22 protein-coding genes and 1 riboswitch are annotated in these 18,484 nt (G+C 69.3%); of the genes, 8 read left to right on the top strand and 14 right to left on the bottom strand.

What is annotated here, in order from left to right; all coding sequences use genetic code 11:
- Window positions 1-123: 123 nt before the first annotated feature.
- From HKK72_RS15865 to HKK72_RS15850, 4 genes are all read right to left on the bottom strand, one after another.
- Window positions 124-726, bottom strand: a complete 603-nt coding sequence (locus HKK72_RS15865) for a superoxide dismutase family protein (protein WP_187235140.1) — start codon at window positions 724-726, stop codon at window positions 124-126.
- Window positions 727-1,135: 409 nt separating this feature from the next.
- Window positions 1,136-2,437: a PHB depolymerase family esterase gene (locus tag HKK72_RS15860; protein WP_187235139.1), complete on the bottom strand. Its 1,302-nt coding sequence runs from the start codon at window positions 2,435-2,437 to the stop codon at window positions 1,136-1,138.
- A gap of 284 nt (window positions 2,438-2,721) precedes the next feature.
- Window positions 2,722-2,844, bottom strand: coding sequence for a hypothetical protein (locus tag HKK72_RS15855; RefSeq protein WP_261986861.1), 123 nt, complete (start codon window positions 2,842-2,844; stop codon window positions 2,722-2,724).
- Window positions 2,845-2,891: 47 nt separating this feature from the next.
- On the bottom strand, window positions 2,892-4,079 hold the full coding sequence (locus HKK72_RS15850; RefSeq protein WP_187235138.1) for a monodechloroaminopyrrolnitrin synthase PrnB family protein: 1,188 nt from the start codon (window positions 4,077-4,079) through the stop codon (window positions 2,892-2,894).
- A gap of 189 nt (window positions 4,080-4,268) precedes the next feature.
- On the opposite strand from HKK72_RS15850, the gene HKK72_RS15845 reads away from it, so the two are divergent.
- Both HKK72_RS15845 and HKK72_RS15840 read left to right on the top strand, forming a co-directional pair.
- Entirely contained in the window at window positions 4,269-4,736 is a 468-nt protein-coding gene (locus HKK72_RS15845; protein WP_187235137.1) for an Lrp/AsnC family transcriptional regulator, read from the top strand.
- Window positions 4,737-4,903: 167 nt separating this feature from the next.
- Complete coding sequence (locus tag HKK72_RS15840) at window positions 4,904-5,527, top strand: hypothetical protein (protein WP_187235136.1); 624 nt, start codon at window positions 4,904-4,906, stop codon at window positions 5,525-5,527.
- Window positions 5,528-5,540: 13 nt separating this feature from the next.
- On the opposite strand, the gene HKK72_RS15835 is transcribed toward HKK72_RS15840, so the two are convergent.
- Window positions 5,541-6,386 carry a GNAT family N-acetyltransferase gene (locus HKK72_RS15835; protein ID WP_187235135.1) on the bottom strand — a complete coding sequence of 282 codons (846 nt, stop codon included), beginning with the start codon at window positions 6,384-6,386 and terminating at the stop codon, window positions 5,541-5,543.
- Between the two features lie 216 nt (window positions 6,387-6,602).
- On the opposite strand from HKK72_RS15835, the gene HKK72_RS15830 reads away from it, so the two are divergent.
- Together HKK72_RS15830 and HKK72_RS15825 are read left to right on the top strand one after the other, a co-directional pair.
- Window positions 6,603-7,640, top strand: coding sequence for an RNA polymerase subunit sigma-70 (locus HKK72_RS15830; protein WP_315987281.1), 1,038 nt, complete (start codon window positions 6,603-6,605; stop codon window positions 7,638-7,640).
- A gap of 108 nt (window positions 7,641-7,748) precedes the next feature.
- On the top strand, window positions 7,749-8,192 hold the full coding sequence (locus HKK72_RS15825) for a hypothetical protein (protein WP_187235134.1): 444 nt from the start codon (window positions 7,749-7,751) through the stop codon (window positions 8,190-8,192).
- 8 nt (window positions 8,193-8,200) lie between these two features.
- On the opposite strand, the gene HKK72_RS15820 is transcribed toward HKK72_RS15825, so the two are convergent.
- Entirely contained in the window at window positions 8,201-8,377 is a 177-nt protein-coding gene (locus HKK72_RS15820) for a hypothetical protein (RefSeq protein WP_222720768.1), read from the bottom strand.
- Window positions 8,378-8,733: 356 nt separating this feature from the next.
- On the opposite strand from HKK72_RS15820, the gene HKK72_RS15815 reads away from it, so the two are divergent.
- On the top strand, window positions 8,734-9,951 hold the full coding sequence (locus HKK72_RS15815) for an HNH endonuclease signature motif containing protein (RefSeq protein WP_187235133.1): 1,218 nt from the start codon (window positions 8,734-8,736) through the stop codon (window positions 9,949-9,951).
- Window positions 9,952-9,970: 19 nt separating this feature from the next.
- On the opposite strand, the gene bluB is transcribed toward HKK72_RS15815, so the two are convergent.
- From bluB to HKK72_RS15800, 4 genes are all read right to left on the bottom strand, one after another.
- Window positions 9,971-10,591 carry a 5,6-dimethylbenzimidazole synthase gene (bluB, locus tag HKK72_RS15810; protein ID WP_187235132.1) on the bottom strand — a complete coding sequence of 207 codons (621 nt, stop codon included), beginning with the start codon at window positions 10,589-10,591 and terminating at the stop codon, window positions 9,971-9,973.
- Between the two features lie 32 nt (window positions 10,592-10,623).
- Window positions 10,624-10,835: riboswitch (cobalamin riboswitch) on the bottom strand.
- 9 nt (window positions 10,836-10,844) lie between these two features.
- The gene (locus HKK72_RS15805) at window positions 10,845-11,906 is read right to left on the bottom strand and encodes a hypothetical protein (protein ID WP_187235131.1); all 1,062 of its coding nucleotides are present in this window, start codon (window positions 11,904-11,906) and stop codon (window positions 10,845-10,847) included.
- An 85-nt stretch (window positions 11,907-11,991) separates the two neighbouring features.
- On the bottom strand, window positions 11,992-12,114 hold the full coding sequence (locus tag HKK72_RS41000) for a hypothetical protein (RefSeq protein WP_261986860.1): 123 nt from the start codon (window positions 12,112-12,114) through the stop codon (window positions 11,992-11,994).
- Between the two features lie 125 nt (window positions 12,115-12,239).
- Entirely contained in the window at window positions 12,240-12,602 is a 363-nt protein-coding gene (locus tag HKK72_RS15800) for a YciI family protein (RefSeq protein ID WP_187235130.1), read from the bottom strand.
- Window positions 12,603-13,430: 828 nt separating this feature from the next.
- On the opposite strand from HKK72_RS15800, the gene HKK72_RS15795 reads away from it, so the two are divergent.
- On the top strand, window positions 13,431-14,282 hold the full coding sequence (locus tag HKK72_RS15795; RefSeq protein WP_187235129.1) for a polysaccharide deacetylase family protein: 852 nt from the start codon (window positions 13,431-13,433) through the stop codon (window positions 14,280-14,282).
- A gap of 143 nt (window positions 14,283-14,425) precedes the next feature.
- Here the strand turns inward: HKK72_RS15795 and HKK72_RS15790 are convergent, their stop codons facing one another.
- Together HKK72_RS15790 and HKK72_RS15785 are read right to left on the bottom strand one after the other, a co-directional pair.
- Window positions 14,426-15,319: an SDR family oxidoreductase gene (locus HKK72_RS15790; RefSeq protein WP_187235128.1), complete on the bottom strand. Its 894-nt coding sequence runs from the start codon at window positions 15,317-15,319 to the stop codon at window positions 14,426-14,428.
- Window positions 15,320-15,351: 32 nt separating this feature from the next.
- On the bottom strand, window positions 15,352-16,089 hold the full coding sequence (locus HKK72_RS15785) for an SDR family oxidoreductase (RefSeq protein WP_187235127.1): 738 nt from the start codon (window positions 16,087-16,089) through the stop codon (window positions 15,352-15,354).
- 86 nt (window positions 16,090-16,175) lie between these two features.
- Between HKK72_RS15785 and HKK72_RS15780 the strand changes: the two genes are divergently transcribed.
- Window positions 16,176-16,778, top strand: a complete 603-nt coding sequence (locus tag HKK72_RS15780; RefSeq protein WP_315987280.1) for a TetR/AcrR family transcriptional regulator — start codon at window positions 16,176-16,178, stop codon at window positions 16,776-16,778.
- 28 nt (window positions 16,779-16,806) lie between these two features.
- On the opposite strand, the gene HKK72_RS15775 is transcribed toward HKK72_RS15780, so the two are convergent.
- Window positions 16,807-17,367, bottom strand: coding sequence for a winged helix-turn-helix transcriptional regulator (locus HKK72_RS15775; RefSeq protein WP_187235126.1), 561 nt, complete (start codon window positions 17,365-17,367; stop codon window positions 16,807-16,809).
- Here HKK72_RS15775 and HKK72_RS15770 point away from each other — a divergent pair.
- The gene (locus HKK72_RS15770; RefSeq protein WP_187235125.1) at window positions 17,358-18,011 is read left to right on the top strand and encodes a DUF899 domain-containing protein; all 654 of its coding nucleotides are present in this window, start codon (window positions 17,358-17,360) and stop codon (window positions 18,009-18,011) included. The two genes, HKK72_RS15775 and HKK72_RS15770, sit on opposite strands and share 10 nt — an antisense overlap.
- Window positions 18,012-18,103: 92 nt before the next feature.
- Here HKK72_RS15770 and HKK72_RS15765 read toward each other — a convergent pair whose 3' ends face one another.
- A complete protein-coding gene (locus HKK72_RS15765) occupies window positions 18,104-18,400 on the bottom strand; it encodes an MTH1187 family thiamine-binding protein (RefSeq protein ID WP_187235124.1) in 297 nt (98 codons plus the stop codon).
- Window positions 18,401-18,484 lie beyond the last annotated feature (84 nt).

Genomic DNA, 18,484 nt, shown 5'->3' with positions numbered 1-18,484 from the left:
GGTGTTCCTTGTCGAGCACCTGCGAGATCGCCCGACCGTCGAACGTCGAGCGACTCGCACGCGACGGCGCGACAACGCCGGCGGACTTCATGTGGGCAGAGGTCATCGTCGACCTACAGTGACTCAGCGTGCGGTGATCACACCGCAGGCGATGCGGGCGCCGGAGTCGCCGGTCTTGAGCGTCTCGGCGTCGGGCCCGGGTGTGCCGTCGACCTGCCGGTAGCGGTCGGGAATGTTGGCCTGGTTGTCCGGTCCGGCATGGATCATGATCGCGCTGCCGTCGCGGTCGAGCAGTTGCCGCACCCGGAAGCGATCCGTGGACGAGGACGCGCTGCCGGTGCCGTCCGCGCCGACCAGGAGCGCGGGCAGGTCGCCGGAGTGCTCGGGGTGCGAGCCCGAGCCGAGATTGAAATGACCGCCCGCGCTGAAGAACGGGCTGCCGGTCGCCGGGTCGATCGACCTGGGATCGCAGGCGCCCTTGGTATGGACGTGGAACCCGTGGTAGCCGGCGGGCAGGCCGGTCACGGTGACGGTGACCCTGGACTTGCCATAGCGCTCGTTCTCGATGCGGAGCGAGCCGACGGCTCTGCCTTCGGCGTTCCGGATGACCGCGCCGGCCTGCGCGTCGGGCCGCCCCCGCATTGCCTGCGCCACGCCCGAGACGCAGAGAGCGGCGGCTCCCACGCCCAGCGTGACCGCCAGGGCCAGATGGATCCTGCCAGGCATGACACCCCCGTGTGCTCGTGCCCTGTCCCCCTCATGTGGGAGTACCCGGAAACTCTCACGCGCATGATCCGGCGGCGGGCAGCGGAACGGGTCTCGTGAGAACTCTTTGGCGCGAGATGGCGAGCACCCGACACAGCCGCGCCGTCACATGCCCCGAAGAGAAGGGACCGCCGGTCGATACCTGAACCGTTGCCGGTGCCTTCGGCCGGGCTTTGTGAAGAGTTGGCCCGGTCGAACGGCCGGGCCCGGCCGTATCCGCACGAAGCGATGAGAGGGGTCAGGAGAAGACGTCGGCCACGGTGCGGAACGCCACGGCCAGGCCCTGGAAGATGGCGGCCCGACCGGCGGCAGGGCGCCCCGCCCGACGCGGCGCCCTGCCTGCTCTGTGCCGGCCGACCCGGCTCCGTGCTCAGGCGACCGTGCACGCGGCCCCGTTGAGGGTGAACGCGGTCGGTTCAGCGGTGTTGCCGGTGTGCGTGGCCTGGAAGCCGACGCCGACCGAGCCGTTCGGGGCGATCGCGGCGTTGTAGCCGGCGTTCCGCGCGGTGACCTGGCCGCTCGTCGGCGCGTACGAGGCGTTCCATCCCGAGGTGATGGTCTGCCCGCCGGGAAGCGTGAACACGAGGGACCAGCCATTGATCGCCGAGTCGCCGGTGTTGGCGATGGTGATGGCGCCGGTCAGGCCCGAGTTCCAGGCGTTCACCGTGTAGGTGACGCGGCATGCGCCGGGGGTGCCGGGCGGTGTCGGCGTCGGCGTGGGAGTGGGGGTGGTCGGCGGTGTGGTCGGCCCGCCCGCCAGGCCGAAGAACCTGATGGCCATCTCGGCCTGGCCACCGAGCGGGAGGCTGTGCCCGACGCCCTGGATGCTGATGGCCTCGACCGGAGCGTTGACGCCGCTGCCGCCGTACCGGGTGCGCGTCCAGTTGGGCTGGGGCTGGTCGGTGAAGGACGGCGTCTGACTCACCCCGTGGACGTTCGTCCACTGCTTGATCTCTTCGCCGAAGTTCGGGTACCGCAGGGTGGAGTCCTCGGTGCCGTGCCACACCTGCATGCGCGGCCGGGATCCGCTGTAGCCGGGATAGGCGGCGCGGGCCTGGTCTCCCCATTGCTGCGCGGTCTTGATCAATTGGCCGTTGGCGCAGGCGCTGTTCCAGCTGGAGCCGTCCGTGGTGGCGAAACACCCGAAGGGCACGCCCATGAAGGCCGCACCGGCCTTGAAGACGTCGGGATAGGCGCCGAGCAGGACGTTGGTCATCATGGCGCCTGAGGATGCACCGGTGACGTACACCTGGGCCGGGTCGCCGTTGTGGCGCTGCTCCACGTACCTGACCATGGAGACGATGCCCACCGGATCGCTGCCCCCGTCGTGTCTCAGCGCCTGCGGGGAGGAGACGTCGAAGCAGTTGCCGCTGCGGGTGGCCGAGGGGTAGATGACGATGAATCCGTACCGGTCTGCGAGCGACGCGAACTCCGTTCCCGAGTAAAAGGCCGGGCCGGAACCCGTGCAGTAGTGAACGGCCACCACGATCGGGGGCCGTGCCGCGACATTGTTCGGGACGTACAAATGCATTCGTAGATTGCTCGGATTAGTGCCGAAGCCGGTCACCTCGGTCAGCGAGGCCGCCGGCGCCGACGGCGCGTACACCAGCCACGTGACCATCAAAGCGATCGCGGCGGCAACGGCACCGAGCACCTTCGCCAGCACTTTCATCGGTCCTCTCCTCAGTTTCCGTTCACCCCGAACACAACCGCTGACCAGCGCATTCACCGATGAGGTGGCGCAGGAGGCCACGGCCGGAATTCGGTCGAGGGGGTGGGCGGGGCTCGCTTCGAAACATTTCGTAGATATCAATGAATTGTTTCAGCGGCTAAGGTACGTCGCCCTCGACACCCGGTCAACGGGGCGGTGAAAGGCCGTGAAAAGGGTCAGGTCCTGGGCGGTGAGCTCGGAGAACAATGTCGCTGCACCCGGTCATGGGGCGACCGGGTGAAGCGTCACTGTCCGGCGATCGCCTGGAGAGCGGCGACGTGGGCGAGGTAGGCGGCACGGCCCGCCTTGGTGAGTTGCAGCCAAACCCGCTGGAGGCCCACCGCGAGAGCGCCGGCACCGATGGCCACGCAGCGGACGGTGGCCGGTCGGCGGCGCTCACGCCGCCGACCGGCCGTCAGGCGTCAGCGGCCGACAGCAGTTCTCGGAGCCTGCCGAGCGAGGCCCGTGCGCTGACGACGCCTGGCCGGTCACGGGCCGCACGAAGATCGCTCAGGTACCCGAGCCCTCTGATCACCATCTCGAGCGGCGGCCCGCTGGCCGTCATGTCCGACAGACGCTCTTTCGGCGCGGCCTTCGCCGGCGCTTCGAGAAAGGGCTTGACGAGCTTGTGGTGATGGTAGGCATAAGCGGCGCCATGCGCCCGGCATATCGCGAGGAAGAGCTCCGCGTTCAGCCGGAACCGCGGCGTGACCGGACCTGTTTCCGCCTCACTCAGGAACCTGTCGAGCAGCGATTCGGCGACGACGATCGTACGCAGTAGAACCTGGTCCTCAGGTGGCACGTAGGCATACTTTTCGGCCAGCAGGTTTTGGTAAAAGGGATCTCGCGCCTTGCACAGGCCGAGCAGCAGATCGATCTCATTGACCGCCGCGAAGTCACCGGCGTTGGCGCCACGATATTCGATGCCGCCGACCTGGTACGGCTTGAAATAGGGCCTGATATTGAAGAAGAAGCGGTCGACGTCGAGGTTCTCGCTGAGCGTGCGGTTGAACCTCAGCACGTCGTCGAGCGCGGCGCGCGCGTCCTCGAAGAGGTACGTCGCCATCGGATTCGACACCCCCATCGTGGGGATTCGTCGCAGCGCGCCGGCCGCACGCTGGTAGGCCAGCACGGCGAGCCCGTTGTAGGTGATGAAGACGCGCTCGTCTTCGAGCGAGGTGAAGGTCCGATAGGAGTCACGGACGGACGGGTTATGGAGGGATTGGTGGGCGAACACGAATCTCGGCGCCACACCGAGTGACGAGCCCAGGATGTTCGCCAGTGACCACGCCGCGGAGAGTCGCTCGGCATCCGGGTTCTCCGGACCGCCGGCCTCGTGCCTTCGACAGGCCCCGAGATAGAATCCGACAGCACCCAGGAGCCGGTATCGCTCCTTCTCGTCCGCCGGTATTCCGCCGTCCTCGGTGATCCGGGCGATCAGTTCGGCACCGTCCAGCATGATCGCCCGTTTGATCTTTTCGAGCTCTGGACGGCCGAACAGCACTTCGCTGCGAGCCGAGAAGTATGCCTCTTCCAGCTCGGTGTTGAAATCGACGAACTCGTGTCTGATCCACCGGTCGAACCCGTCGACGGCCGCCGTCACGGCCGGCCGCCCCGGCCGGAGAGCACTCGGGAACCGGACACGGAGTCGACTTTATCTGGCCGCCCTGAAAAGCCCCAGAGCACGCCGGTGGCGAGGGCGAGGCGATGGTCGGTACGCATGTGGCCATGGTCGCTCGGCTCAGAGCCGAATTCGGCGAACGGACTCTCTGACGAAATAAAATTCGGTGACATGGCCGAATCACTTGATGAAATCGACGTACGGCTGCTCGCGGAGCTGCAGGTCGACGCCGACCGCACCAACGTCGAGCTTGCCCGGCTCGTGGGGATGTCGCCCGCGGCCACCCTCAACCGGGTCCGGCGGCTGAAGGCGTCGGGCGTCATCCGGCAGATCGCGGCACGCGTCGACCCGGCGGTGGCGGGCTTCCCGCTGCACGTGTACGTGTCGGTCACCCTGTCCCGCTCCGACCCGCGGACCACCCGCGCGTTCGAGGACGAGGTACGAGCGCTGCCCCAGGTCATCGCCGCCGACTGGGTCGCGGGCGAGACCGACGCCATCCTGGTGGTCATCGCCCGGGACGTCGCCGAGCTCAAGCGGGTTCTGCTCCGCCTGTCCCTCCGCGGCGGTCAGCGGTTGATCACCTCCTTGCGCATGGAAGAGATCAAACCGGCCTCGCCGCTGCCGGTCGCACCGAGGTGATGAACCGCTCCTCCCTTCGGGAGACAGCCGGATGACCGATGTCGACAGACCCCGGACAGCGCCCGTGATCCCGGGCGTGAAGGGAATCGGAGGACGAGGCGGCGTGGCGGAAGGCGGGCTCACCACGGACATGGCAGATCCGGGGCGAGGACGGTCACCGGCTGACCGTGTCGACCCGGGCCGGGCGGTGGGAGGTCGGCGTCCGTACGACACCGGCGCAGAAGAGGGATCGAGCCAGGCGCGAGGCGAAGATCTGCGTGGCGTCACCGGGCTGTGCCGGCTCGAAGAAGGCCGGATTCCGGGGGATGAGCTGGAAGCAGCAGGAGCGAGTGGCGTCCGATCCGACGCGGCTCAAGGCTCTGCTCTTCCCCTGGATCGCGAAGGAGGCGCAGGTCAAGCCGCAAGCTCGCAGGGAGATCACCCGGAACCCGGCGAATGAGCTCAGTGCGAGCTTCCAGATCCTGACCAACCAGGCCTCCTCGCCGAAGCTCCGCGCTGCGATCTTCAAGTTGCTCGCCGATATACCCGGCGTACGTCCCATCGGGACGGTCCACGACCTCAAGGGGCGCACCGGGATCGCCCTGGCGGCACGCGGCACGACGCTCGGCGGAGCCGACGGCGTCTTCGACTACCAGCTCATCCTGGACCCGAAGACGCACCGGATTCTCGGCGATCAGCGGGTGGTGGTCCGGGCCGGCGATCTGTACCCGGGGATGCGGCCCGGCACGGTGGTGGAGCGCAGCGCGATCCAAGGGCCCGACTGGACGAACGAGGCGCCTCACCCCGGGTGAATCCGGCTGACGTCTACTCGGCGGGCTCGGCGATCAACGCGGTGCCGATGCGGCGGAAGCCGAGCCCGCCGTACATCCGGGCGACGTCGACGTCGCCGGCCGACAGGAACACCGTCCGTACGCCCCGGGACCGCGCGTCGGCGACGAGTGCCGCGGTGACGGCGCGTCCGAGGCCGCGGCGGCGCGCGGCGGGCAGCGTTCCCACGCCGACGATCTCGCTGACCGCCCCCACCGGCTGGTGCTGGCCTGCGCAGAGCGCCGTGCCGTCCTGCACCGCTGCGGCCATCACGGTCAGACCCTTGCGGATGCGTGCGGCCAGGTACTCGGCCGACCCATCGGCGAGCCGGGCCCGTACCGCCTCGGCCACATCGGCCACGTCCGCCGAGCCGACGCCGGTGCCGGGCTCGGCGAAGGCGAGGTGCTGAACGGCCGACGCGCTCGGCAGTGTGGGGTCGTCCGGGCCCAGAATCCGTACCGGCGACCCCGCCGCCACCTCGGGTCCGGCAGCCGCCGGCGCGTCCGGGAAGAGAACCATCAGGGGGTGCTCGTGCACCACGAGGCCCGACTCCTCGACCGCCGCCCGCAACGCGGGCGTGGTCTCGGCGACCCATTCGAAGCTCTCCGGGACGCCGAGCTCACGCTGCCGGGTGCGGACTCGTGCCACGTCGGCGGCATCCACCCCACCCTGCCATCCCCTGGCCGGGCGGCCGTAGAACGGCCAGCCCCGGCCTTCCTTGACGAACAGGGTGAGCGGACCGAACTCCTCGACCCGGGCGCTGGGGCGCGGCACCGCGTCGTAGTACTGCTCGAGTCGGTCCAGCAGTGCCGGTTCACGACCGTCGGAAGTCACGCGGGACATCCAAGCACCCGGGCGCCGGCCGTCTCCATCCATTTTGATCCGGCCGGGTGTGGCCACCTCGGCCCGGCAGCGCCCGAACCCCCGGATCTGGCCCGGGCCCTCGAACCCTCGAACCCGAGCGCGCGATGAATCCGCTCGAGTGGGGATCGCGGCGCATTACGATGACGCCCACCCGCGGGGTCGGCTGATCGGCAGTGCGCTAGACCGGAGGTCGGTGTGAACGGGAGAGAGAGCGGGCCCGGGGGCGCCGAGGAGAGCGCGGTGGTGGCGGCGGTCCGCGTGGGCGACGAGGTGACCTTCTCCCGGCTCGTCGAGCGGCACCGGCACGAACTGCAGGTGCACTGCTACCGGATGCTCGGCTCGTTCACCGACGCGGAGGACATGGTCCAGGAGGCGTTGCTACGGGCGTGGAGCAAGCGCGAGAGCTTCGAGGGCCGGGCCACGGTCCGCGCCTGGCTCTACCGGATCGCGACGAACGCCTGCCTCGACGCCCTCAGCAGTCCGTCGCGCGCGCGTGAGCTGCCCATGGTCCCCGGCTCCGGTGAAGCGCGGTCGCCGATGGCGGAGATCCCCTGGCTGCAGCCCTCTCCGGATCATCTGCTGGACGCGGTCGCACCGGCCGACGGCCGACCGGACGCCGTGGCGGTCGCGAAGGAGACCATCGAACTCGCGTATCTCGCCGCCATCCAGCACCTGCCGCCCAAGCAGCGTGCCGTACTGATCCTGCGCGACGTGCTGGGCTGGCCGGCAGCCGAGGCGGCCGTGGCTCTGGAGATCAGCGTTCCCTCCCTCAAGAGCGCGTTGCAGCGTGCCCGAGCGACCCTGCGCACGCACCTGCCGGAGCGACGGTCGGAATGGGGCCCGTCGAGCCGTCCGACCGACGAGGAACGTACGGTGCTGCGGCGGTTCATGGACGCCTCCGAGCAGGCCGACCCGAAGACGCTGGCCGCGTTGCTGCGCGAGGACGCACGGCAGACCATGCCGCCGGAGCCGGCCTGCTTCGAGGGGCGCGACGCGATCCTCGCCATGTGGACACCGGTCATGGTGGGCCCGGACGCCTGGGGCGACTGGCGTACGGTCGCCACCGCCGCCAACCGGCAGCCGGCGATGGCGAACTACGTGCGGCGGCATGGCGAGCCGCACTACGAGCCGGTCAACCTCGACGTCCTGCGGATCGAGGACGGCCTCGTAGCCGAGATCACCACCTTCGGCCCCGAGCTGTTCCCCGCCTTCCGGCTGGCGACGAGGCTCTGAGGAACTCGCCGAGAAATCCGCGCCGCGACCGATTCCTTTCCGGTACCCCACCCGTCAGACGTGCGAGCACCGCGACGGTGCCATGAAGTCGCGAAGAGAGGAACGGTCATGACCGAGCACGCACAGCAGACGCCCGAGCCGGACGCCGAACTGAAGAGGCTGGACCGGCTGGTCGGCACCTGGAAGGTCTCGGGAGGCGCGCGCGGCGAGGTCACCTACCGGTGGCTGGACGGCGGCTTCTTCCTCGCCCAGGACGTCGACCTCGAGCATGACGGCGACGTGATCAAGGGCATCGAGATCATCGGCCGGGAGCGGACGTTCGGCTCCGCCGGGCCGAGCGAGGACATCAAGTCCCGCTACTACGGCGGCCAGGGCAGCACGTTCGACTATGTGTACGAGCTCGACGGCGACATCCTGACGATCTGGGGTGGGGAGAAGGGCTCCCCCGCGTACTACAGGGGCACGTTCAGCACGGACGGGAACACCGTCACCGGCGGATGGGTCTACCCGGGCGGAGGCGGCTACGAGTCCGCCATGACGAGGGTGAGGTGACCCAGCCGCTACACGCCCAGGCCGCCCGCGACGGATAGCTCCTGGCGGGTGAAATCCCCCGTGAGCATCGGCATCGCCCTGCCGATGGCGGCCCTGGTCTCGGACAGCCGAAGCGACGCCTCGTGGTGCTGCGCGCTCTTCCATACCTCGCTCACCCAGATGGTGACGTCGTCGTCATCGGCCACGCTCAGGCCTCCTCGCCACCGTCGGTGTACGGGGGGTACACGCCTGTCCTCTACCGAATTATCCGAGTATCGCCATTATTAGGGGCATTATGAATTGGCACAAGTCTTGAGGGAATGACGAAATGGTTGCCCATCGCTCATGTGTTCGATAATATTTGACCGGACCTAGAGAGACGATGGAGGCTCCGGTGACGGTTCAGCCGGATACTGCATCGGCCTGGGAAGGTCGCGTGCAACCTCCTTCTGGGCCCGCACTGGCCGGTGCTCTCGCCGACGCGAGACTTACGGAATTACCGGACGCGGAATTGATCGAGGTAATGGCGGCCGCCCATCGGCAGGTCTCATAGACGCAGGCATTGGAGCTCGCCGCTGTGGCCGAGTTGTCGCGCCGCCGCCATGACGAGGAATCCGGTCCGGCCTCGCGAGGCATGTGGACCTCGCAGATCAACGAGATCGTGATCGAGGAAGTGGCCGTCGCGCTCACCCTCACCGGCACCTCGGCGGCCGCGCTGGTGTGCCTCGCCGAGCAACTGGCCGAGGACCTCCCCTCGACACGTGCCGCCCTGGCCACCGGGCGGATCGACCGGCCACGCGCGCAGGTCATCGCCGACGCCCTCCGCGGACTCGACCACGCCCTGGCCGCCGCGGTGGAGAAGACCATCGCCGACGAGGCGCCCATGCTGACCACCGGGCGGCTCCGCCATCGTGTCAAGCAAGCGATCAAGGCAGCCGACCCCGACGCGTTCAAAGAGCGCAAGAAGGCCGCGCACAGCGACCGCGGCCTGGGTGTCTTCGACAACGCCACCGGCACCAGCGATCTGTCGATACGCAACCTCCCCACCGAGGACGCCCACGCGGTCTACAACCGCGTCAACGCGGCCGCCCGGGCGCTGAAAGCCGACGGAGACGACCGCCCGATCGATCAGATCCGCGCCGACCTCGCCTACCACCTCCTTCGCGGGCTGGCGCTGCCCGAGGCCGTCGGCGCCCTGCTCGCGAGCATGGGGGACCCGCCGGCCCCAGGCGAGGAGCACCGCGAACCCACACGGGCCGTCACGGGTGACACCGATCTACTCGCGGCGATGGATCAGCAGATCGCCCATGCGTTGGCGGGGATCGCCGACGAGCACCTCACCGCATTGCTGGCACGAGCGCGCGCGAACGGTCGACTGGACGGGCTCGGCCTGCTGGTGGTCCAAGCCGTCCAGGCCATGGCCGACGGCCTGCGGACGCTCAAGGACACCTGGTGCCGGGAGTCCGGCACCGACCCCGGCCGGCATGGCCACGTCGGGTACCGGCCTCCTGCGGCGATGCGGCGGCTCATCGAACACCGCCACCGCACATGCGTGTTCCCGACCTGCAACGCACGCTCCACCCGGTGCGACGCCGACCACACCCGGCCCTACGACAAAGGCGGGATCACCTGCCGCTGCAATCTGGCCCCGCTCTGCCGCAGGCATCACCGGATCAAACAACACCCCAGGTGGAGGCTTCTCCAGCTGTGGCCCGGCCTGCTCATCTGGATAACTCCCGCCGGTACCTGGCACATCGTCACACCCGACCTCCGGGAATGACCAACAGCGATCGGCTCGGTCACCAGCGATCGTGGTGGACGGCGGCGTCGAGCGGACGGCGCGTCCGCCAGCCATGCCGTTCCAGATCCGGCACCGCCTCCAGGTGAGTGAGCGGGCCGAGGCACAGCCAGGCGACCGGCCGGATGCCCGCCGGGATGCCGAGCAACTCCCGCAGGAACGGTTCACGGTAGAAGGACACCCAGCCGACGCCCAGTTCCTCGGCGGTGGCGGCCAGCCACAGGTTCTGGATGGCCAGGCAGACGGAGTAGAGCCCGGCATCCGCGATGGCGTGCCGGCCCAGCACCGCCGGCCCGCCGCGTTCGGGATCGTAGGTGACGACGATCGACACACTGCTCTCCAGCACGCCGTCGATCTTTATCCGGGCGAAGCGGTCCGCGACGGCGCCCGTCAGTGTCGCCGCGAACGCGTCGCGTTCGGTCTGTACGTGCTCGTGGAAGGCGCGGCGTACGGCCACGTCGGCGACGATGACGAAGTCCCAGGGCTGCGACAGCCCGACGCTCGGCGCGGCATGCGCGGCGGTCAGGATCCGGGCCAGCGTCTCGTCTGCGATCGGAGCGCCGGTGAACTCGCCGCGCACGTCACGGCGGCGGTGGATGACGTCGTAGATATCGGTGCTCATGGGCAGGCTCCCGCTGCGTCGTGCCACCATGACGGCGGCCGATGGAGCGAGGCCGGTCTTCGGACTCCCGGATCGGCGCCTCACCACCCGCCTTCCCGGCCTGTCGGCCAGTGGCTGCGCGTACGCACGGCTGCGCATACGCGCGTGGGCGGCTGCTCCCCGGTCACCGCGGCGGGCCCGTGCCGGAGTCACACCGGCTTCCCGATTCTCCCCACGTGGGGGCACCTCGCATCAGTTAATGCCGATCGGGACTCTACCTCTCATCGATCTTGGACGGCTCGTCGGCAGGTACGCAGCGCGGCCGGGTACGGAGCCGATACGACACGGCCGCGATGGCGAGCGCCCAGCCGTACCCTCCGAACGCGGTCATCGCCGCCCCGGCGAGCACCACTGTCTCGGTCTCGTAGTCGCCGACCATGCCGGTCGCGGCGAGGATCGTGTAAATGCCGCCTCCCGTGCCGTACACGGCCAGCGTCGGCGCCACCGCCCACACGGGCGTCAGCGGCAGGAGACGGGGCACCCGCCTGCCGGCCGCCCACAGGGTCCAGCGCGGGAACACCATGCCCCACGGTCGTACCAGGCCCAGCAGCAAGAAGACGGCGAGCGCGATGAGGACTCCGCCGGCGAACCACACCGGCCATGGCGGGCCGATGGGCTCGTCGGGCCGGAGCCGCGAACCGGCCACGGTGTAGCCGGCCGCGTGGAGGCCGTGAACGGCGTAGTACGGAAGGAACGCCGCGCAGCCCGCGTACGCGATCCGGCGCACCGGCCTCGGCGCGGCATGCGCGGCCGGATGTTCGAGAGTCGTCACCGCATGCGCAGGATGCGCGCGGCCGCAGCGGGCGCAGGTGGCGGCCGTGCGGTGCCGCCACGACAGCGCGGTGGCGACCAGCAGCGCGGCGGCCACGGCGAAGCACACGCGCTGGGTGAAGCCCGCCCAGTCGCTGTCGCCATGGCGATCCTTGACGGTTCCGGTCACGACCAGCTCTATCAGGTTCAGGAGCACGAAGGCGCTGCCCACCAGAGTCAGCGCGGCCATGGTCCACACGCCTGCCGCCACGGCACGGCGCGGAACCCTCCGCCCCCACGGGCGGACGGTGGCGGCCGCGGCCGCCCCGGCTGCGAACAGGGCGACGGCGGCCGCCCACGCGCCATGGGGAAGGCCGAACAGCGATCCGCCGGCGAACGCGACCGCCAGCAGCACACCGCCGTACAGCACGGCCCACACGCATGCGGCATACCCCGCCCAGGACGGCCACCGCCGCCACCACCCCGTCACGGACATGGCCGGGCCGGCACGGAACGAGTTCGTCATCGTCGACCTCCAGGAGAGCGCCTCGTCACCCGTCAGCCTCGCCCGCGCTCCGTTCCGCCCGCCTCCCCCGCCGGAACGACCCGGCTCACCCGCACAGGGGAGACCTCCGCATCCGGCCGGCCGAGGTGAGGCGGCCGGTCCCGGGCTGCGCGCCGACCACGACGAGCGAGATCCGCCAGTACAAGTGCAGCCGCCCACCATGCATCATGCCGTTCAGCATGCGCCGCGCCGCCCGCACCCGCAGCGGCCAAGGGTCGCGAGCGGCTCGACCAAAGTCGGCATCCGCACCGACTCACAGCGCGCCCCGGCGTCCGTCCCGACCGGACACCGTCCTCAGAGTTCGGTCCCACCCAGGGTCATGAGCGGCCGCACCTCGATCGCGGTGTACCGCGCGTCCGGGATCCGGGCGGCGAGCTCGATAGCGCGTTCTCTGCTCTCGCAGTCGAGCAGGTAGTAGCCGGCCACATACTCCTTGGCCTCCAGGTACGGCCCGTCCGTCACCGCCGGCACCCCGTCTCGGACCCGGACGGTGGCACTGTTCGACTGGTTGGTCAGCGCCTCGGTGCTCACCAGTTCTCCCGACTCGGTGATCGCCTTGAGGAACTCATCGTGGCCGCGGAACACCTCGCTGCGCTCCTCCTCCGACAGGGTCTCCCAGGTGGCGTCGTTCATGTAGATCATCAGCAGGTACTTCACGTTTCGCTCCTCATGGCACGGCACCCGGTGCGGGCACCTTTCACAGAGAGGTCGGAGATGACGACCCGACTTCGACATTCGGATGGCGGTGGATCAGACGCGCAACATATGCCATGATCACCAGCCACAGTCACCTCCCTGCGGGGATGAACACCAATAGCCTCGGAGCAGGCGGAGCAACCGTGGTGGCCGCAAGCGTCGCAGCCGCAGCCACAACAGGGCCTCGGTCCGATGCCGTCACTACCGGGAAATGCGGCCACACCGCGGCCACAGGCGCCACGATCTTCGTAGCGCCTCGGGTGCGTGGCGGCGGTCGCAGCGATCGTGCTGTTGGTTCTCACCCTGAGCGGCATCGCGCTGTGGAGGACCGGCGGCTCGAATCCGGATCCGATCACTACGGTCGAATCGTCGTTCACCGCTACGGCTCCGCCCTCGAGCGTGCCGCGCTCGGGGCGATCATCGCCGGCCTCGGGACCGTCGCCTCTGGCGCGGCGGCCTTGGCCACGGTACGCCGCGACACCGGTGGCGGCGGCCGTCGGATCCACCGCCGTTCGGAAGGCCGGACGCGCCGCCCTCAGCGGTCCTGAGCGGCGAGGTCACGCTTCGACCTCATCGGTACGTCAAGTCCTTCCGTGTTCGCTCCCTGCACTGTCCGGTGCCCGACGGTTGTGGGTATGACCTCAGGGGAAGGGGCCGGCCGTCCACGATCGCCGAGATCCGGCATATCCGCCGGCTGTCTCGCAGCCGCCCCGATTCCTGTGCGTAGTCACGACACACCAGCGAGCGGGGGAAGAAGTGGCAAACAAATCGAAGCAGAAAATCGGCAAAGTGATCCGGCGACCGGCTGTCGTGGCCGTCACGCTTGGGGGCACACTGGGCGGCGCGCTGCTGGTGGCGGGCGCGATGGGCACCTTCGCACCTGGAACCCGCAAATTAGCGCCGGCTCCCGACCCCACGACCACCGTCCTGTTCAACGCACCGGCCGTGCACAATCCCCGTCCAACTCAGGCGGCCCCCGCGCAGCGGCAGAGAGTGGACTGCCGTAAGCAGAAGTGCGTCGCGCTCACCTTCGACGACGGCCCGGTCATGGACACCTCGAAGGTGCTGGACATGCTCAAGGCCAAGAACGCGCGAGCCACCTTCTTCGTGCTCGGCATGCAAGCCGCGCAGTACCCCGACATTCTCAAGCGCGCGGCCGCCCAGGGCAACGAGATCGGCAACCACACCTTCAGTCACGCGAAACTGCAGGGGGCGCCGGCGGCGACGGTGCAGACGGAGGTCGGCCGCACCCAGCGCATCATCCGTGAGCTGACCGGCAAGTGGCCGACGCTGCTCCGCCCCACCTACGGTTCCACCGACAAGCAGCTGGACGGAATCTGCAAACAGCACAAGCTGTCAGAGGTCCTGTGGTCCGTCGACACGGTGGACTGGCGAGACCGCGACACAAAGAAGATCACGGACCGGGTCGTGACCCAGACCCAGCCCGGCAGCATCGTCATCCTGCACGATGTCAAGCCGACGACCGTGGCGGCGGTGCCCGAGATCCTCAACAAGCTGACCCAGAAGGGCTTCACCTTCGTCACCGTTTCGGAGATCTATGGCGGCCAGCTGAAGCCCGGCGAGAAGTACCCGGCCTTCCTCGGCTCGCCGCAGGCCGGCCTGGCCCCTCCCGGAGCCTGACCCGGTGAGCGCGTTGTGCCGCGCCGTCCTCTCCGCCGCGCCCGCGAACACGTCACGCCTCGCGTTGACAACGGCCCTGTTCGCGGGCGCGGGGCGGTGCTCCTCACAGCGCCCGCCTTGAAAGGTGCGTCGAAGCGGTGGTGTCAGTGAGCGGCCGGAGCGAGAAGGTCGGCCAGGCCGATACGGCGCAGAAAGTCGGCGCGGATCCTGTCGGCTACGACACTGACCTCCTGCGAGCCGTCGTCGGCCGGATCGATGTGGACGCGGAACGGGCGTGATCTGCTCGGGGCGTCGACGACGGCGACGATCGAGTCGGCGACCGCGGACACGTCGGCGTCGGGCGGTGCCAGCTCGGCCAGGCGCGTGCCGACCTGGTCCATGAGCGAGGGGTATCGAGTCTCGTAGGCCTCCACGGTCGCCTGGTCGGCGGGGTGCCCGCCGTTGGCGAAGTGGTTGGTGCCCGAGGTGAAGGCGCCGGGCACGATGATCGAGGTCTCGATGCCGAAGCGGGCCAGCTCGGCCGCGTAACTGACGGCGAGGGCGTCCAACGCCGCCTTGGCGGCGAAGTAGGGGGCGAGGTACGGCGGTGTGCCGCCGCGAGTGCTGCTGGATCCGACCCAGACGAGCAGGCCGTGACCCTGTGCCCGCAGGTGCGGGAGCACCGTGCGGTTGACGCGCTGCGTGCCCAGGACGTTGGTGTCGTAGACGCTGCCGAGCTCCTCGGGCGTGAAGGCCTCGGTGGGGCCGGTGACCATATGGCCGGCGTTGTGGATGACGACGTCGAGCCGGTCCCGCTCGGCGAGGATCTCGGCGATCGCGGCGTCGACGGAGGGCTGCGAGGCGATGTCGAGCTCGACGGTCCGCAGGTCCACGCCGTTCTCGGCGGCGTAGCCGGCGGCCTCCGCGACGCGGGGGGCGTTGCGGCCGCCGGTGTCGCGGATGCCGGCATAGACGGTGTGCCCGACGCGAGCCAGAGCGCGGGCGGTGAGGGCGCCGAAGCCGCTGGAGGCTCCGGTGATGACGATGGTCTTGCTCATGGGAGGTTCCCTATTCGAATTCTTCGAGCGGGTCAGATCACGCCGCCGTTGGCGCGGACGACCTGCCCGTTGACCCAGTGACCCGGGCCCGCCAGGAAGGCGACGACCTCGGCGATGTCCTCCGGCGTGCCGAGGCGCTCCAGCGGAGGCTGGGCGGCGAACCGGGCGATGGTCTCCTCGTCCTTGCCGTTGAAGAAGAGTGCGGTGGCGGTGGGCCCGGGGGCCACGGCGTTGACGGACACGTCGCGCCCGCGCATCTCCCGGGCGAGGATCCGGGTGATCGCCTCGACGGCGCCCTTGGACGCGGCATAACCCCCGTAGCTCGGGAAGAGCAGCCCCACCTGCGACGTCGAGAAGTTGATGATCGCGCCGCCGCCGCGCACCCGGCGGGCGGCCTGCTGGTTCACGACGAAGGTGCCGCGGACATTGGTACGGAGCATGCGGTCGAAGGCGTCGAGGTCGAAATCGGCGATCGGCGACAGCGACATCTGTCCGGCGGCGTTCACGACGACGTCGACACCGCCGTAGGCCTCCTCGGCCGCGTCGAACAGCGCGGCCACCTCGGTCTCGTCGGCGACATCGGCACGCACCGAGATCGCCTGGCCGCCTGCGTCGGTGACGGCGTCGACCGCGGCCTGGGCCTCGGCCTCGTTGTGCGCGTAGTTGACCACGATGGCGAAGCCGTCCGCGGCCAGACGTCCGGCGGTCTGACGACCGATTCCGCGGGAGCCTCCGGTGATGATCGCTACACGGGCTGGTGTGGTGCTCATGGTGGATTTCCCTTCCGCACTATGTTTACACTATGTACATATACATGAATGTGAACACAGTGTCCATATATTCCGGAAGGTGACGCGTGACACAGCCCCCCCAGCCCGTACGCCGAGGTCGCGGGCGACGCCCCGCCGAGCAGGTGCGGAGCGAGGTTCTGCGCGCGGCCGGCGAACTACTTCTCGAGGAAGGGATGGGCGGCTTCACCGTCGAGAAGGTCGCCGCCCTCGCGGGCGCGAGCAGGGTGACCCTCCACAAGTGGTGGCCGTCCAAGGGCGCGCTGGCGCTGGACGGCTATTTCAGCGTCGTCGGCCACACCTTGGCCTTTCCGGACACCGGCGACATCGCCTCCGACCTCACCGCGCAGATCCAGGCCTTCGTCCACCTGATGCGCGACACCCGGGCGGGACGCGTCGTACCGGAGCTCATCGGCCAGGCCCAGACCGATCCCGAACTGGCGGCCGCCTATCGTGAGCGCTACTCGGCCCCGCGCAGAGCACTGGCCGTCGAGGCCCTGGAACGGGCGAAGCAGCGCGGTCAGCTACGGGCCGACGTCGATTCCGAGGTGATCATCGACCAGCTCTGGGGCGCCTGTTACCACCGGCTGCTCATCCCGGACCTGCCACTGACCGACGAGTTCGCGCAAGCGATCGTCGCCAACCTGATGACCGGAATCCGCGACGCCTGAGATCGTCCACAGGCTGTGGACAACGCCCCTAGGTCCTGCCCGCGGGCGGTGCGACGGCCTCTGGCAGCGGGAACAGGGACAGGAAGCGATCGGCGAGTGCCTGGTCGCCCTCGATCGTCGCGTTCCCCTCGCGCACCGCCCCGGCAAGGCCGAGGCCGCCGAAGACCAGGGCCTTCAGGGTGGCCGGATCGGACTCGATGGCCGCGTCGGGCCGATCGGCGTCGCCGCGGGCGAGGTCGAGCCGGCCGTCGGCGACCACGGCATGGAAGCGATCCTCACCGAGCCGCAACTCGTAGTCCGCGGCGAGGTCGCCCGCCGCGCGCGAGGAGAACTGCGTGCGTAGAGCGAGGATGAGGGCGTCAGTGCTCATCCAGGCGTCCTGGGGCAGGTACGGAGAGCGGCTGCCCCAGCGGCCGAGTCGAGCAATGATCGGCTCGAGCTCGCGGCCCCACTCGGTCAGCTCGTAGACCTGCGAACCCGCGGGCGGGGGCAGCTTGCGCCGCCGCACGATCCCGCTCTGGTCGAGCTCGCGCAGACGCTGGGCCAGCACGTTGGGGCTGGCCTTGGGCAGGCCCGCCCGTGGTGTCACCGACCGAGTGGAAGGTCGCGCACGAACGCCTGCTCGCCAAGGAGAAGGAGGCCACCCGGGCGCGCGACGCGCTGGCCGCGGAGCGCCGCAGACAACCGATGGTCCGGATCGACAAGGACTACGTCTTCGAGGGCCCGGACGGCGAGGCGAGCCTGCCTGAGTTGTTCGACGGGCGCCGCCAGCTGATCGTCTACCACTTCATGCTCCCACCGGGCACCGATCACCTCTGCGAGGGCTGTTCGCTCTTCGTCGACAACATGGGACACCCCGCCCATCTGCGTGCCCGCGACACGTCCCTGGTGCTGGTGTCACGCGCACCGCAGGCGGAGATCGAGCCGATCAGGACGCGCATGGACTGGACCGTTCCGTGGTTCACGGCGCGCGGTGACGACTTCAACGTCGACGCCGGCGTCCTGACCGACGACGGCGACGGCTTCGGCCTCAGTGTCTTTCTCCGTGACGGCGACAGCGTCTTCCGTACCTACTTCACGTCCGGCCGGGGCGTCGAGGCACTCGGCTCGAACTGGACCTTCCTCGACCTGACGCCATTCGGCCGCCAGGAGGACTGGGAGGACTCGCCGGAGGGGCGCCCGCAGACCGCGCCGTACCAATGGCGGCGGCTGCATGACGAATACGACGCGTAGCGGCCTGGTCGCCGTGCCGCCCGCCGAACGCGCCGATGCCGTACAGCGCGGCGACGGCATGTCGGCATTCCGTGTAGCGACAAGAGCCGTGATCACTCATCGGCCAGTACGCGTTCGATGGTCTCGACCTTCCCGGTCAGCGCATCGGTCACGCCCGCACGCATGTCGGCCTTGAGTACCAGGCTCACCCGCGGCGCCTGCTCGGCGACCGCGTCGACGGCCTGTTTGATGACGGTCATGACCTCGTCCCACTCGCCCTCGAGAGTCGTGAACATGGCGTCGGTGTGATTGGGCAGGCCACTGGCCCGTACGACGCGTACGGCCTCGGCCACGATCTCGCCGACGGCCTCACCTGAGCCGATCGGGGTGACGGAGAAGGCTACGAGCACGAAGACGTCCTTTCCGAGCAGGCCGGCAAAGTGATCAGCTCATACCCAGCAGACGCCAGTTCCACCCATGGAGGGAAGCATTCA

Source organism: Actinomadura sp. HBU206391, assembly GCF_014323665.1.
GTDB lineage: Bacteria > Actinomycetota > Actinomycetes > Streptosporangiales > Streptosporangiaceae > Actinomadura_C.
The sequence above is the reverse complement of the archived record's forward strand: the minus strand, read 5'-3'. Positions and strand labels throughout refer to the sequence as shown.

Bases quoted from the DNA above. Each gene is read 5' to 3' on its own strand.
- HKK72_RS15865 (WP_187235140.1), bottom strand. From the start codon at position 726: ATGCCTGGCAGGATCCATCTGGCCCTGGCGGTCACGCTGGGCGTGGGA.
- HKK72_RS15860 (WP_187235139.1), bottom strand. From the start codon at position 2,437: ATGAAAGTGCTGGCGAAGGTGCTCGGTGCCGTTGCCGCCGCGATCGCT.
- HKK72_RS15845 (WP_187235137.1), top strand. From the start codon at position 4,269: ATGGCCGAATCACTTGATGAAATCGACGTACGGCTGCTCGCGGAGCTG.
- HKK72_RS15835 (WP_187235135.1), bottom strand. From the start codon at position 6,386: ATGTCCCGCGTGACTTCCGACGGTCGTGAACCGGCACTGCTGGACCGA.
- HKK72_RS15825 (WP_187235134.1), top strand. From the start codon at position 7,749: ATGACCGAGCACGCACAGCAGACGCCCGAGCCGGACGCCGAACTGAAG.
- bluB (WP_187235132.1), bottom strand. From the start codon at position 10,591: ATGAGCACCGATATCTACGACGTCATCCACCGCCGCCGTGACGTGCGC.
- HKK72_RS15805 (WP_187235131.1), bottom strand. From the start codon at position 11,906: ATGACGAACTCGTTCCGTGCCGGCCCGGCCATGTCCGTGACGGGGTGG.
- HKK72_RS41000 (WP_261986860.1), bottom strand. From the start codon at position 12,114: ATGATGCATGGTGGGCGGCTGCACTTGTACTGGCGGATCTCGCTCGTC.
- HKK72_RS15790 (WP_187235128.1), bottom strand. From the start codon at position 15,319: ATGAGCAAGACCATCGTCATCACCGGAGCCTCCAGCGGCTTCGGCGCC.
- HKK72_RS15785 (WP_187235127.1), bottom strand. From the start codon at position 16,089: ATGAGCACCACACCAGCCCGTGTAGCGATCATCACCGGAGGCTCCCGC.